The following is a 14,416-nucleotide window of genomic DNA, read 5'->3' on the forward strand; positions in this document are numbered from 1 at the left end:
CGGCCCCTCTACTGACGGCCCCCTCGTGAGGCGTGCCCTCCGGCCGCCCGGCAACGCCGGACGGCCGGTTTCCGGCGTCAGCCGGGCAGCACCGCGGCCAGGCGCTCCTCGCGGAGGCGCTCGAACCAGGAGTCGTCGATCGGCGGCAGCTGGGCGCCCACCGCCCAGGTGAGCAGCAGGTCGGCGAGGCCGGAGTTACGGGCGAGCGCCGGACCGTGCAGGTAGGTTCCGACGATCTTGCCGGTGTAGCAGCCCTCGGTGCCGTCGCCATTACCCGTGCCGACCGCCGTACGCGCCAGTGGCCGGATGCCGGGCCCGAGCCGGGTGACGCCCATGTGGTTCTCGAAGCCGGTCAGCGTCGGGATGCCGAGTGCCGGGTCCGCCTCCCCGGCCAGCTCGCCGACGGCCCTGCCCTCGCCACGGCCGCTGGAGATGTCGATCAGGCCGATGCCGTCGACCGGCTGCCCCTCCTCGCCGCCGAAGGTGGTGCCCATGATCTGGTAGCCCGCGCACACGGCCAGCAGGGCCGCGCCCCGCTGAATGGCCCGGTGCAGGCCGCCGTCACGCCGGAGCCGCTCGGAAGCCAGGATCTGCGGCCGGTCCTCGCCGCCGCCGATCAGGTAGATGTCACCGCTCTCCGGGACCGGGTCGGCCGAGCGCACATGCACGGTCTCGACCGGGATGCCGCGGCGCCGGGCGCGCTGCTCCAGGACCAGGACGTTGCCCTGGTCGCCATAAGTGCTCAACAGGTCCGGATAAATCCAAACAAGGCGCAGGGCGCTGTCAGACTGCACGACCGAACTCCGATCGAATCTGCTGGAAGGCGGTGTAGTTGGCGATCACGTCGACCTTGCCCGGCGGCTGTGCGCCGAGCGCCTGCTCGAACGATCCGGCCAGCTGGAACGGCACATCCGCCACGTCCAGCCGGAGCGCGAGGTCGAGCCGCCGCTCCCCGGTCACGAAGACCGGCCTGCCGCGCAGCACGCGGTAGTCGACGTCCCACAACCATGAGGTGTCGCGGCCGTCGGGGCCCTGGGCGTTGACCGAGAGGATCACCGGCAGCGAGGAGTCGAGCACGTCGAAGGCCTCCAGCCAGCCGGCCGGGTTCTTGGCCAGCAGCAGCCGGGCGTGCCGCCCGTCGCGCTCCACGGTGGTGTAGCGGCCGGCGACCGACCTGACCTCGCGCAGGCGGGGCAGCGCCCGCTCGACGGGCAGCCCGAACGCCTCGGCGGTGGCCAGCGCTATCGCCGCGTTGGCCCGGTTGGCGCGCCCGGGGAGCTGGATGTCCAGCACCCAGCGCTGCCCGCGCGGGTCGATCACCGCGTCGTCGTCGAGCACCCAGGAGGGCTCAGGCCGCCGGAAGGTGCACTCACGGCAGGCCCAGTCGTTCTCCCCCGCTCCCGAGAGGGCACCGGAGCCGAGGCTGCCCGGCGGAACGTACTCCATGCCCTTGCGGTCGAGGGGGCCGCCGCACTCGGGGCAGCACCAGGAGTCCTCCTTCCAGGGCTGCCCGGCCGACACCCAGGTGACCGAGGCCGCGGTGGAGGCGCCCCAGGTCACCAGCGGGTCGTCGGCATTGGCGATCACGTGGGTGTTCTTGCCGGCCAGCGCCCGCCGCCACTTCTGGGCGAGCAGCCAGATCTCGCCCGCCCGGTCCATCTGGTCCCGGCTGAGGTTCATCAGGCAGATGACCCCGGCGCCGGTGGTGTCGATCACCTCGGGCAGGTACTTCTCATCGACCTCAAGCACCCCGTACGGGGCGTGCTTGGCCGACGACAGCGCCGAGACGTGCCCGGCGGGCATGTTGGCGCCGAAGGCGTTGGTGGCGACGTCGCCGAGCTCCGACAGCGCGGAGGTGATCAGACGGGTCGTCGTGGTCTTGCCATTGGTCGCGCTCACCAGCGCGAGCTTGCGGTCGCGGGCGAGCTTGCGCAGCAGGTCGGGCTCCAGGAGCATGCTGACCCGGCCTCCGATCACTGACCCGTCTCCGCGTCCGGTGACCCGGGACAGGGTCGCGGCCGTCCGGCCGAGAGCGGTGGCGAGCTGCGCCCGCAGCGGAAGCTGAGTCATACCGTCTCCTCGCTTGGCGACCGTTCGCGGGACGACCCGGTGGCCGGCCGGCTCGGCCGCAGGGCCGGAATCACCGAATCGTTCATGCCGCAGATCTTAGCCGTGCTTCGGCACCCTCACCCCCGGACGGCACGTCACACGTACCGTCCGGTGACGGTGAGGCGTAAAGACCCTCAGACCCGACCGTTCCCACGGTTCGGCGAAGGCGAACTCCGCAGGCTCCACCGGCTCCACCGGCTCCACAGCGGGAAATGCGGCCGGGTGTCCCTCCCGGCCACACCTCACTACTCGGCCACACCTCACTGCTCGGCGAAGGCGAGTTCGACGGGTTCCTGCGAGTCGGCGTCGAACGGCAGCACGAACCGGTGCGGCCACGACAGCACGCTCTCCAGCCAGCCTGCCCCCATCATCTGGGCCACGTGCCGGAGCCGTTCGGCCGGGTCGACGCCGATGGTGACGGTGAGGATGTCGCGCTCCACACTCTCGCGCTCGTCGTCGCCGAGAATCACCCGCCAGGCCAGTTCCCGGTTGCGGTCCACCTCCATGGAGAGCGGGTGGTGGCGGAGCGCCTTGGCCCGGTGGCCGAGCAGTTCGGAGCCGCCCGCGGGACGGTTGAACAGGGCGTACTCCATGACCGGCGCGGAGCCGCGCGGGTTGGGCGCGGGCTGGCCGTGCGGGAAGAGCCGGTCCACCTCATGCAGCCACCGCACCTGCGGGATGACCCAGGCGGGTCCCGGCCGCTCGCCGGGGTCGCGGTCGGGACCGAGCAGCCTGGTCGCGATCGCGGCGACCTGCTCGGTCAGCTTGGCCGGGTCACTGACGGTCCGCAACGACCACGCGCGGCGGCCCACGCACCGTTCGGCGGTCGTGGCCAGCAGGCATTCGCGCCGCCGTGCCGGGAGCTCCGCCCAGAGGTCGGCCAGCGCCCGGGGCACCCCGGGCGCCGGCCTGTTGGTGCAGAACGCCAGCACCAGCGTGTCCGTCCAGATCCGCAGCCAGGCCCACTCGGGCGCCTCGGCGAGCAGGTCCGCCTCGCGCAACTCGACCAGCGTGCACGCCCGGCCGTTGCGGCACTCCTGCCCGCACGCCGCCGAACGGCGGCCGCAGATGGGCGGCGTGTGGCCGGGGACCGGGCGCTCGCGGTCCTCGCCCAGCGGCACCTGGATGCGGAGCGGCCGGTCCATGCCGTCGGCGAAGACCGCGGCGACGCCGGGCGGGAGCGAGACGACCTGCCGGGACTGCTCCTCGCTCAGGTTCGTCGCCGCCCCGACCAGCCGGCGGTCGTCCTCGGCGGGGAGCCTGTGGATGACCTTCAGCGCGGTGTTCTTCACCACGTCGGAGACCAGCTTCGTGGGAATCTGCTCGGCGACCACGATGCCCTCCCCGTACGCGCGGATCTCGGCGAGCATGCCCGCCAGGAGTTCGACGGCGTGCGTGCTGGCCCGCCCGGCGCCCCGGTCGCGGAGCAGCCGGTGCGCCTCCTCGATCACGATGACGTGCTTGAGCCCGCTGCTCCGCTCCTTCCTGGCCCGCATCCGCAGGTGCTCCACGATCCGGATGATCAGCGTGCCCATCAGGAACGCCTTGTCCTCGTCGTTGGCGACGTCCTCGATCGCGAGCACCACGTTGCGCTGGAGCAGGTCGCCGATGTCCGCGGGGTGGCCGCCCTCGAAGAACCGGCCGGCGGAGCCGACCCGGAGCGACCGCAGCCGCAGCGAGATGAAGCCCTCGACATCGGCCTGGACCTCCCGTCCGTAGCCGATCTCCTTGATCACCTCCATCGCGTGCCGCTGCAGCTGTTCGAGGGTCGGCACAGCGGGTCGCACGGCGGCGCCGGGGGCGGCCCAGCCGGTGACCACGTCCCACCCGTTGGCCTCGTACACCCGTTGCAGGGCGAGCGACATGATCTGCGGGAACGGCTCCTCGGCGTCGAAGGCCGCCATGAACAGCGCCCTGACCATGTCGATGTGGGCCTGGACCGGATAGCCGGGTTCGGGGGCGAGCGGGTTGACGCTGAACGGCACGCTCTCCGGGGCGGACGGGTTGATCACGGTCACCGGGGCGAGGTGCTCGATCCGGCCGCCCATCGAGGCGTACTCGGACTTCGCGGGTTCGATGGCCAGCCACGGGATGCCCGCGCCGGTGAGCTGTTCCAGCAGGTGTCTGACGGTCTGGGACTTGCCGGAGCCGGTGGCGCCGGTGACGAAAGCGTGCCGGTTGAGGGTGGCCAGCGGGACCCTGAACGAGCCGACCGGCCTGTCTTGGCCGTCGAGGATGGCTCCGAGCTCGACGGCCGGCGCGCCGGGCGCGGTGTCGGCCTCGCTGGTCACGTCGAAGAAGCCCGCGTCGAGCACCCGTACCCCCGGCACCTCCCGGTGCGGCAGCCCGGCGAGAGCGGCGAGCGCCCCGGCGGTGGCCGCGAACGGGGCGGCGGCACCGTCCGCCGGATCCTGCAGGGTCACCGTCAGCGCCTCGGCGAAACCGTGTACGGGACCGGACAGCGCACTGCGCAGACGGTAGGGGTGGTGGCTCATCTCGGCGGAGCCGACGAGCACCGGCGCGATCTGGCGCAGTTCCTCGGGCCCGGCGGCCCCGGCCAGCAACCGGACGTTCCAGAGTCCCGCCTCGCGGAAGGCGTCCAGCTCCTGCATGCGTCGCTCGGCCCGCTCCGCGTCGTAGCGGGAGCGCTCGGAGGCGTCACCGTACTGCCGCAGCACGTTGAGCTGGGTACGCAGGTGCGCGACCTCGGCGTCCAGCAGATCGGTCTGCTCGGCCACCACCAGCCAGGCGAACGGCCGGGACATGAGCGTGACCAGCGTCGACTCGAAAAGCGTGGGGCGCCTGAGCTCGTCGGCGTCCGGCTCGCGACGGCCGCCGAGCGGCGGAGCCTGCCGGCCGGGGCAGACGGTCCAGGCCAGGTCGGACAGGTCGCGGAGCCACTCGTCACCGATCCGGACACCGCGGGCGCCGCTGGGAAAGAGCAGCGGCTCGGGACCGCCGGGGGCGTGCTCGACCTCGGTGGCGGCCCTGCGGGGTGGGCGCGGCGGGGTCAGCGGCCCCGCGTTGGTGATCAGCTCCAGCGGAGCGCCGGACCCCCGCGAGAGCCAGCCGACCACGAAGGGCCGGTTGCGCTGGGCCGTGGAGAGTACGGCGGGCAGGACCGTGACGAAGTCCCACTCGGCGGAGGAACTACGGGAGGGCGCCGTGATCGCCTGGATTCTGTACCAGGGACCGGTCAGGGCATTGGGCGGACGGGACACACTTGGCTGCATTTGGTCTCCACCCGGGGGACCCGGCTCCAGGCCGGAGGGTTGACGCTTCACGGATCACTCCGCCATACCGGCCGACGCGTAATCGGGGGTAGGTCACCCCCGTAACCACGGTCGAACCTGACTCGGGGCTCGCACCCCCACATTGACCATCCCATTACGACATACGGACGCCCCGTTGGCATGCCCGGCGATACCGTCACCGACGGGATCATCGCTACCCGGATCCCCACCGCCCGAATCCCCGCCCGCCGACTCGTCGGCGGCGCGGGCCGGGGCCTCATTGGCGGCGGCGCCAGTCGAGCCTGGCCGGGGGCGGGCCGAGGTTGGGCGGCGCGTCCTCGAACGGGCTCGGCTCGCGCGGCTCCTCCTCCTTCTTCTCCTGTACGCGCTCCAGCGCGGCTTCCTTGATCTCGTCGAACTCGCCCAGCGTCGTCTTGGGGAAGGTCAGTATGGCCGGGTTGGCATCGGCGAGACGGACCCTGCGCCCCTGGACGGTGGCATCGGTGACGATCACCGAGGTGGTGGGAAGCTGCTGGAGCTGGTGAGGCTCCACGAGGAACTCCCGGGACCGGTGCAACACCCGCTCCGTCTCCCCCATCGCCTTGGTCGCGCGACGGCCCCACTCGGTGGAGGAGGTGATGTCCTCCTTGAGGTCGGCGCGGCTCACGTCGCGCTCGTCGTCGCCCTCCTCCGCCTGGCCGACCGTGGAGATGTAGCCGCCGTCCATACCGGCCCCGGCGGCACTGATCGTCTCGGTGAGCTGGGCGAGCTCCAGGCGGTGCTCGGTGCCGACGTGCTCGCTGGCGATCCGGGCGTCCTCGGCGTTGCCGAGCCGCATGAACGTGACCGCCGCGTGCCCACGCCCGAGCCGCTCCCGCACCGTCGGGGTCAGCGAGCGGTAGGTGAGCACCAGTCCGGTCCTGGAGGTCTCACAGGCGTCCATGAGCCGGTCCAGGACGTCACCGCGGAGCTTGTCTGCGCCCGCGACGATGATCGTGTGGTACCACGGCCGCTCGGAGGCGGGCGACTGGCGCAGGATGTGGGTGAGCGCGGTGGCCACGTACGTGCCGAGGACACGGTTGCCGAACACGCCCGCCTGACGGTCCATCGACACGACGCGCAGGCGCGCGGGCGGCAGGCGCACCGCCTCCGAGCCGAGGGTCTCCAGCTTGCGCAGCTGCGACTCCAGCGCCCAGGCCCGCTCGATCACCACGCGGTCGCTGACGCCACGGCCGAAGAGCGTGCCGATCCGCTCCAGCTGGGTGGCGGTGATCAGGCCGAACCGCAGGTCCTCCCGGGGGTCGCCGACCTGGGCCAGGGCGCGCAGCGCGGCGGTGACCTGGTTGATCGTGGCACTTTCGCCGAGGACTTCCAGCACCCGCTCCAGGATGGCGTTGTCGAACGACAGGTCCCTGGTCGTGCGGTGCTCCTCGCTGACGCTCACGACGTGGGCGAGGACGTCGGCGAACGCCTCGGGGGTCAGCGTGGCGCCCAGGTCGAGCCGGGGAAGGTCCACCGGCAGCACCCAGACCAGCGGGTCGTCACCGCCCCTGCGCGCCAGCTCGATCAGGTCCTTGGCGATCGCGCCCTCGGACAGGTCGAGCACGGTCAGGTGGCCACCGCTGTAGAGGCGGGTCGCGCCCAGCAGGGTGATCAGCGCCGACCAGCCGGGCAGCGTGCCTCCGGCCACGTCGATCCGGTCGATCTCGTCGGGCACGGCCACCGCGTACCAGGTCAGCTGACGGTCGTGACGCTCCTTCTTCTCCGCCCACTCCCGGTAGCGGGCGGCATGCTCCTCCTGGGCGGCGAAGAGCTCCCTGTCCCGTTCCTCCCGTAGCCGGTCACCGGCCACCTCCCTCGCCTTGATGCGGTGGCGGACCGCCCGGTCGCCCTGGTGGACGGCGTAGCTGCAGAACGCCGCGATGCCGCCGGCGGCGATCACCCCGACGACGGCGAACGACCAGCTCAGCATCTCGGTGACGCCGAGAACGAGGATCAGCGTGGCGAGTGCGGTCATGAACGCACGGACGATCTTGACCGGCCGGTTCAGGAGGTCTTCGTTGAGGCGTTCCCTGCGCACCCACTCGGGGTCGACAGGTTCCTCGGGAGCCTCCACCGGCGAGGGTCGCTTGGGAGCCGGACCTGGATCCGGGTGCAACAGCGCATACTGCCAGCCCAGGTAGATCCGGTCCGCCTGGAGTTGCGCATGCTCGGGATGCACGTCCGCCACGGAACCCCTCCGCCGTCGGGCTCATCGGAAGCCTCGGAGACAGCGTAAGAGTTCGACATCATATTCGGGCAGCGTTCCCAGCAATCCGCTGCATTTTCCCCGGTTTTACCATCACTTAAGGGATTGATGAGTCGGGTGGGATGGACATCACCGATCACCACCGTCTCCCGTGCGTCTCCCGTGACTCCCCCTCCGAGGGTCCACCCGGACGACGGCGTCCCATCTCCGAATCAGCGGATCAGGTTCCACGCCATCGCCGCGATCTCCTCGGCCGGGCGGGGCGGCTGCTCTCCCAGCCAGTACGTGAAGAGCCCGACCAGCGTGCCCGCCACGTGATGGGCATGGATCTCCGGTGGCACCTCGTCATGCCCGGGGGCCGGGAGCCCGCCGCGAAGGGACCACGCAGTTCCGCGACCAGCGTCTCGCGTAGCCGCGCGCAGAAGCGGGCGCTGCCGGAGGGCCCGAGCATCCGCCGGTAGAGCGGGGCTCGCTCACCGACGTGCTCGAAAGCGCCCGGCGGTGATGCCGCTCCGGCGTGACAAAAAGGACCGGCACTCCCTTCGAGGGAGTGCCGGTCCTTTTGCTTTACTGGTTCGGCGTGCGTCGGACCGAAAGGTCAGACGGCCACGGCGAGCTGGGTGACCTCACCCAGGCGCGCCTGAGCCGGGATGTCCTTGGTGACGCCGCCGCCCGCGATGATGCGGACGGTCCAGTCACCGGGGGCGGCGAAGAAGCGGAAGATGCCCTCCTCGGACACCACGACCTCACCGGTGAACTCACCGGTGTGGTCGAGCAGGCGGGCGTAGGCCGTGCCCGTGCCCGTGACCACACCCTGGATGACGGCCTGGTTCGCAAGATCGATCCCGGCCGGAAGGGCAATCGTCTGTTCTGGAGCAGCGCATCCCTGAGTCATTATCGGGCCTCTCCCAGTTCGATCGGCACGCCAACCAGCGAGCCGTACTCAACCCATGAACCGTCGTAGTTCTTGACACCTGCCTGGTCGAGGAGCTCGTGCAGCACGAACCACGTGTGGGCCGAGCGCTCCCCGATGCGGCAGTAGGCGATGATGTCCTTGCTGAAGTCGACACCCGCGCCCTCGTAGAGGGCCTTGAGCTCCTCGTCGGACTTGAAGGTGCCGTCGTCGTTGGCAGCCTTGGACCACGGGATGTTGCGGGCGGTGGGCACGTGGCCGACACGCTGCGCCTGCTCCTGCGGAAGGTGCGCGGGGGCGAGCAGCTTGCCGGTGAACTCGTCGGGCGAGCGCACGTCGACCAGGCTGAGCTTGCCGATCGCGGCGACGACCTCGTCGCGGGAGGCGCGCAGGGACCGGTCCTGCTCCTTGGCCTTGTAGTCCGTGGCGGGGCGGTCGGGAACGTCCTTGACCAGCTCGCGGGACTCAAGCTCCCACTTCTTACGGCCACCGTCGAGAAGCCTGATGTTCTCGTGGCCGTACAGCTTGAAGTACCAGTACGCGTAGGCGGCGAACCAGTTGTTGTTGCCACCGTAGAGGACCACGGTGTCGTCGCCTGCGATGCCTCGGGCGGACAGCAGCGCCTCGAAGCCCTCCCGGTCGACGAAGTCACGGCGGACCGGGTCCTGAAGGTCCTTCTTCCAGTCGACCTTCACGGCGCCACGGATGTGGCCCTTGTCATATGCGCTGGCGTCCTCGTCCACTTCAACGAGAACGACACCGGGGGTATCGAGGTTGGCCTCGACCCAGTCAGCATCGACCAGGACGGCGGAGCGGCTCATTTTGATCCTCCAGGATCATCGTGCGGCGGGTAGTAGGCGGCGAATGATCAAAAACATCTCGCAGCCGAGACAGAAGCCGAAAGCGGCGTTGAGAAATGCGGCGAAAAGTGCCGCCGCGGTGGCCCCGAGGGCCAGCGGCGTGATCTGTGCGACGTATCCGACCAAGCCCACCGACGCGAAGGCGAGTCCGACTCCCTGCGCGAAGCGCGGCGGGCCGGCGTCCTCCAACGCCTTCGGAGGGCTCTTCACTATCCCTTTGAAAACCATTCCGTACGGCGAGAGGCCGAGAATGCCCAGTGCGAACGCCGCGGCCTGTACGGCCAGCAACCACGCGCTGCCCGTCATGAGGACGAGCGCGAGCACGACTGTCGTGACGGCCGCGGTGAAGCGTAGGGCTCGGGAATCAGCTTGCATCGCGTGATGCTCCTGAAGGGTTGTGCAGATCGGTGCGGCTCGACGGCCGCTTGAGATCGCCCTTTAGGAAACGCGACAGAGCGCGGTGGTCACGCGGCAGAAATCAACCGCGCGCCGCTTTGTGAGCAGCTCCGTCGTGGGGTTCATGTCCACGACATTACCCCGGCGTCCCGCCATCTGTCACATCCCTGTCCAATTTCTGAGACATGATCGCTTAAGGGGCGATAAGCTGCCCCGCTCACTCGCCGACCGCCAGACCGAGGGCGCCGATGACATCGGCCTTTCTGGGCTGGCCGGAGGCTCGCCGCACGACCCGCCCCGACGCGTCGAGGACGAGGACGGTGGGGGTGCGCAGGATGTTCAGCGACCGGACCAGATCGAGGCGGGACTCCGCGTCGATCTCCACGTGCGCGACGCCGGGCACCATCCCCGCCACCTCGCCGAGGATCCGCCGGGTCGCCCGGCACGGCTGGCAGAAGGAGCTGGAGAACTGCACCAGCGTGGCCCGCTCCCCCAGTTCCGCGTGGATGTCGCCGGACGTGAGCCGCTCCACCTCGCCCCTCACCTCTCGCGCCACGCCGTTCCGCCGCCGCATCACCACACCCGCGAGCGTGGCGAGGGCGAGGGTGACGACCACCACCGTCAATCCGGTCACGGAACACGACAACAGGCGGGCGCTCCGAGCCATTCCCGCACCGCTCACCCACCCGGCTCCGTTTCCGCGCACTGCGGGAACGTCCCCTACCCGGAACGTCCCTGCCGGGAAGGCACCCGGTCCCTGCCGGGAAGGCACCCGGTCCCTGCCGGGAAGGCACCCGGTCCCTGCCGGGAAGGCACCCGGTCCCTGCCGGGAAGGCACCCGGTCCCTGCCGGGAAGGCACCCGGTCCCTGCCGGGAAGGCGCCTGCCAGGAACGCCTCTCGCCCGGAACGCCCTCGCGTGCCTCGCGTGCCCCGCATGCCTTGTGTGCCCGCGTGCCCCGGCGGCGCCGGACAGGCTCAGGGGACGGCGACCGTGAGCAGCACCCGCCCCTCGGCGGTGGCGATCTCGAACGACGTGATGTGCTCCGGCGGGATCGTCGTGGTACCGGTGAAGGCGCCCGACTCGTCATAGGCGGCCCTGTTGACGGTCCAGTTGCCCGCCGTCTCCCTGACGCCGCCGTACCCGATCACATCCAACCGGCAGCGCGTGCCCTTGGCCACGCCGGTGAGCACGACCTTGACCGTGGTCGCCCCCTGTCCGGCGGACGCGGTCACCACCGCGCGGATCGTGCCCTTCTTCCCCGTGACCCGCAGGTCGCTCGGGGCGATCATGATCTGCGGGTCGACGCTGGGCGCCGAGGAGGGAGCGGCCTTGGCTCTGGCGTCGGGCACGGGCGAGGCGGGGAGGGACCCGGCCTGTCCCGGAGCCTCCTGTACCTGAGTGCTCAGGTCGGCGGCCGACGACTCCGGCGCGGCGGCCGACACGACGTTCTCCGGGGACCGGGTGACGGCCCACAGGGTCCCGCCGCCCAGCCCGACCACCAGGACCGAGGCCGCCAGGGCGAGCATCAGCCGGGTCGTGCGACGCCGCTTGACCTTGGCGCTGAGCAGCCGGTCGAGCACCACCGTGGGCGGGCTCGCCACCTGCGCCACGTCAGCCTCGGACACTCTGCCCAGGAACGTCGCCACCCCGCTCAGCTCGGCGAGCTCCGCCGCGCACTCCGCGCACTCGGCGAGATGGGCCTCGACGAGCACGCGCTCGTCCGGCTCCAGGGCTCCGAGCAGGTAGACCCCGAGCGACATCCGTACCTCGTCACAGGTCATCACGGCGCGAGCCCCCGCTCCTCCAGCGCCAGCTTGAGCGCCCGAAGCGCGTAATACGTGCGCGACTTAACCGTTCCGGCGGGGATGCCGAGCGACGCGGCCGCCTCGGCGACGGATTTCCCCTGGTAGTAGACCTCGGCCAGCACCTCGCGGTGCTCGGGCCGCAGCGCGGCCAGCGCCTCGGCGACCGCCCACGACTCCACCGCCCGCTCCAGCTCGTCATCGGCGGGCACCACGGCGAGCGCCTCGTCGCCCGTCTCCGGCGGGCGCGCCTTACGTGCCCGGTGCTGGTCGACGACGAGGTTGCGGGCCACCGTGAACAGCCACGCCCGGATGGAACGGCCGGCGAACGCGTTCGGATGGCGCCAGGCTCGCAACAGCGTCTCCTGCACGACGTCCTCCGCTCTCCCCGAGTCGCCCGTCAGCCGCAGCGCGTAACCGTAGAGTGGCCCGCCGTGCTCGTCGAAGAGCGCTCTGACAAGCTGCTCGTCGGCGGTTCCGGCTTGACTCACATCCCCACGACGTACGGCGGGACGATCCGGTTCAGACACGGGGCACGTTCAGCCTCTCAGAGGCACGTCGGACGCCTCACCCGAGATGCGCAGACCTTCGGGCACGACCTTGATGTCGGTCAGCTTGATGTCGTACGGCAGCTTCCCGATCGGGATCTGGAAGTTGATGAACCGCTCGGGATCGGGCACGGGGACGCCGCCGCCCAGGGTCACCTTCTCGGGGGCGAGCCTCAGGCCGCCCTCGACGATCTCGACCTTGAGCGCCGCCTTCACCGGCACCTTCTGTCCCAGCACGGTGATCTCCCCGCTGACGTTGAGCGCGTCGCCCGCGACATCGACCTTGATCCCGCGGGGCGCCCGCCGGCTGAGCGTCTCCACCGGGACGACCACCGTCCCCACCACGCGCTCGGCGCGCATGTCGACCTGCTGTGGGCGGAGCACCAGGTCCGCGAGCGGCGCGGTGACACCGTACAGGGTGAAGTCGACGCTCGACAGCGCGACACCCGAGACGGTCATCTCGCCCGCGGCGACCTTGACCTCCTCGTAGCGCCCGGCGATCGCCTGGGTCAGGAAGGGGATGCCCTCGATGGTGACCTCGGGTGGGGACTCCAGGTCGTACTTGGCCGTCGCCTGCGTGGCGATCTCGCGCTGGACTCCGGTGACGGCGACCCTGTCCAGGATCGCGACGAGAACGAGAAGCAGGACCAGAAAAGCGATCAGCTTGCGCATCCGACTCCCTGTTCATCCTCCGGCACGAGGGAGGCCCATCCGCATGACCTCCCCTGGCGATCCTGTCCGAAACGCGGCGTCGGCGGTAGCGCCCGATCAACCACCCGCGAAGGGCGGGAGCACCTCCACCGTCGCCCCCTCGGGCAGGACTATCCTCTCGTGCGCCCGCCGGCCCACCGGATCCCCGTTCACCAGGAACGACGACCGCCTCACCACGCGGGCCAGCTCCTCACGGCTCGATGTGATTTTCGTCATCAACTCGGCAAGAGTCTCGGCCTCGAAAGACTCCTCCGCGATTCCCGCCGCGTCTTTGGCCGCGGCCCAATATCTGACAGTGCCCGTCGCCACCTGTGCATCAACTCCTTGAACACACAAAGGGTTACCACACCATTACGGCGAATTCACCGGAGAACGGGTGTTCAGCAGGTGGACGTTCGCTGGACGCCTCATCCTCGTGGGTTATCCTCACGTATTACGGGACCTGGGCAACGTAGCCCCCGGGTCCTTACGTGTTTGTACGGCTATCGCCGACATGACGCGGGAAGGAGGCATTGTGAGCAATCTCCTACTGCTCACCAACGCCCTTGAGCCCTCTACTGAGGTGCTTCCGGCGCTGGGGCTGCTACTGCACTCGGTACGTGTTGTGCCCGCGGAGGCGTCCGCTCTGCTCGACGCCCCGCCCGCCGACGCGATCCTGGTGGACGCGCGCCGCGAGCTCGTCCAGGCCAAAAGCCTGTGCCGGCTGCTCCGCACCACGGGCGTTTCCTGCCCTCTGGTAGTGATCGTCACCGAGGGCGGTCTCGCCGGGCTGACCGCGGAGTGGGGTACCGACGACGTCATCCTCGACAGCGCCGGTCCCGCCGAGGTCGAGGCCCGGCTCAGGATGGCCGTGGGCAGGCTCAACCTGGCCGCCGCCGAGGAGGTGCCGGACGAGATCCGCAACGGTGACCTGTCGATCGACGAGGCCACCTACACCGCCCGGCTCCGCGGCCGCGCGCTGGATCTGACCTTCAAGGAGTTCGAGCTCCTGAAGTACCTGGCGCAGCACCCCGGCAGGGTCTTCACCCGCGCCCAGCTCCTCCAAGAGGTCTGGGGGTACGACTACTTCGGTGGCACCCGCACCGTGGACGTCCACGTCCGGCGGCTCCGCGCCAAGCTCGGCGCCGAGTACGAGGCGCTGATCGGAACGGTCCGCAACGTCGGCTACCGGTTCGTCCCCGAGCGCGGCAACGAGGCCGTCGAGGAGCGCGAGCCGGCCCGCCACTAGGGAGAGCGGTTCCCGCCCCGCGACGGTCACCGCGCGAGGCCGGAGAACAGGCACGCCTGGCGGCCTGTCCCACCGCGATCGGCACTGGCCTTCATCTGAGGCACCAGGTCGGCCGCCACCCGGCGAACTCGCGCGCCCTCGGTCGTACACATGCTCCCTTCTGCCGCCCGGCCTCGTGCCGGTCGCGAAGTGCCCGGCGAACTCGCGCACCCTCGGTCGTACACATGCCTCCGGCGCCCCGTGGGCACGGGTCCCCGACGTACGGCCGCACGGGTCCCCGACGTACGGCCGCACGGGTCCCCGACGTACGGCCGCACGGGTCCCCGACGTACGGCCGCACGGGTCCCCGATGTGCGGCCGGCAGCG

15 protein-coding genes are annotated in these 14,416 nt (G+C 70.6%); 1 reads left to right on the plus strand and 14 read right to left on the minus strand.

Annotation, left to right across the window (positions count from 1 at the left end; translation table 11 throughout):
- Positions 1 to 77: 77 nt before the first annotated feature.
- From OIE13_RS26955 to OIE13_RS27015, 14 genes are all read right to left on the minus strand, one after another.
- The gene (locus OIE13_RS26955; RefSeq protein WP_326635339.1) at positions 78 to 794 is read right to left on the minus strand and encodes a type 1 glutamine amidotransferase; all 717 of its coding nucleotides are present in this window, start codon (positions 792 to 794) and stop codon (positions 78 to 80) included.
- Complete coding sequence (locus tag OIE13_RS26960; protein WP_326635337.1) at positions 784 to 2,070, minus strand: MurT ligase domain-containing protein; 1,287 nt, start codon at positions 2,068 to 2,070, stop codon at positions 784 to 786. Before OIE13_RS26960 ends, OIE13_RS26955 begins: the two co-directional genes overlap by 11 nt.
- A gap of 299 nt (positions 2,071 to 2,369) precedes the next feature.
- On the minus strand, positions 2,370 to 5,342 hold the full coding sequence (locus tag OIE13_RS26965) for an ATP-binding protein (protein WP_326828882.1): 2,973 nt from the start codon (positions 5,340 to 5,342) through the stop codon (positions 2,370 to 2,372).
- 277 nt (positions 5,343 to 5,619) lie between these two features.
- Entirely contained in the window at positions 5,620 to 7,572 is a 1,953-nt protein-coding gene (locus OIE13_RS26970; protein ID WP_326635333.1) for a hypothetical protein, read from the minus strand.
- A gap of 230 nt (positions 7,573 to 7,802) precedes the next feature.
- A complete protein-coding gene (locus OIE13_RS26975; RefSeq protein WP_326635331.1) occupies positions 7,803 to 7,931 on the minus strand; it encodes a hypothetical protein in 129 nt (42 codons plus the stop codon).
- Between the two features lie 257 nt (positions 7,932 to 8,188).
- Positions 8,189 to 8,485 carry a DUF1416 domain-containing protein gene (locus tag OIE13_RS26980; RefSeq protein ID WP_326635329.1) on the minus strand — a complete coding sequence of 99 codons (297 nt, stop codon included), beginning with the start codon at positions 8,483 to 8,485 and terminating at the stop codon, positions 8,189 to 8,191.
- Positions 8,485 to 9,324 (minus strand): sulfurtransferase, encoded by an 840-nt coding sequence (locus OIE13_RS26985; RefSeq protein WP_326635328.1) that lies wholly within the window; start codon positions 9,322 to 9,324, stop codon positions 8,485 to 8,487. The genes OIE13_RS26980 and OIE13_RS26985 overlap by 1 nt, the downstream gene beginning before the upstream one ends.
- Before the next feature lie 15 nt (positions 9,325 to 9,339).
- Positions 9,340 to 9,738 (minus strand): DUF4395 domain-containing protein, encoded by a 399-nt coding sequence (locus OIE13_RS26990; RefSeq protein ID WP_326635326.1) that lies wholly within the window; start codon positions 9,736 to 9,738, stop codon positions 9,340 to 9,342.
- A 63-nt stretch (positions 9,739 to 9,801) separates the two neighbouring features.
- On the minus strand, positions 9,802 to 9,915 hold the full coding sequence (locus OIE13_RS36835) for a putative leader peptide (RefSeq protein ID WP_442816004.1): 114 nt from the start codon (positions 9,913 to 9,915) through the stop codon (positions 9,802 to 9,804).
- Between the two features lie 61 nt (positions 9,916 to 9,976).
- Positions 9,977 to 10,393 carry a TlpA family protein disulfide reductase gene (locus OIE13_RS26995; protein ID WP_442811495.1) on the minus strand — a complete coding sequence of 139 codons (417 nt, stop codon included), beginning with the start codon at positions 10,391 to 10,393 and terminating at the stop codon, positions 9,977 to 9,979.
- 342 nt (positions 10,394 to 10,735) lie between these two features.
- Entirely contained in the window at positions 10,736 to 11,542 is an 807-nt protein-coding gene (locus tag OIE13_RS27000) for an anti-sigma factor family protein (protein ID WP_326830314.1), read from the minus strand.
- A complete protein-coding gene (locus tag OIE13_RS27005) occupies positions 11,542 to 12,054 on the minus strand; it encodes a sigma-70 family RNA polymerase sigma factor (protein WP_030924537.1) in 513 nt (170 codons plus the stop codon). Before OIE13_RS27005 ends, OIE13_RS27000 begins: the two co-directional genes overlap by 1 nt.
- A gap of 48 nt (positions 12,055 to 12,102) precedes the next feature.
- Positions 12,103 to 12,783 carry an LmeA family phospholipid-binding protein gene (locus OIE13_RS27010; RefSeq protein ID WP_326635321.1) on the minus strand — a complete coding sequence of 227 codons (681 nt, stop codon included), beginning with the start codon at positions 12,781 to 12,783 and terminating at the stop codon, positions 12,103 to 12,105.
- A 96-nt stretch (positions 12,784 to 12,879) separates the two neighbouring features.
- Positions 12,880 to 13,131, minus strand: a complete 252-nt coding sequence (locus OIE13_RS27015) for a MoaD/ThiS family protein (RefSeq protein ID WP_326828883.1) — start codon at positions 13,129 to 13,131, stop codon at positions 12,880 to 12,882.
- Between the two features lie 205 nt (positions 13,132 to 13,336).
- On the opposite strand from OIE13_RS27015, the gene OIE13_RS27020 reads away from it, so the two are divergent.
- Entirely contained in the window at positions 13,337 to 14,050 is a 714-nt protein-coding gene (locus tag OIE13_RS27020; protein ID WP_326635317.1) for a winged helix-turn-helix transcriptional regulator, read from the plus strand.
- Positions 14,051 to 14,416 lie beyond the last annotated feature (366 nt).

The organism is Streptosporangium sp. NBC_01810 (genome assembly GCF_035917355.1).
Taxonomy (GTDB): domain Bacteria; phylum Actinomycetota; class Actinomycetes; order Streptosporangiales; family Streptosporangiaceae; genus Streptosporangium.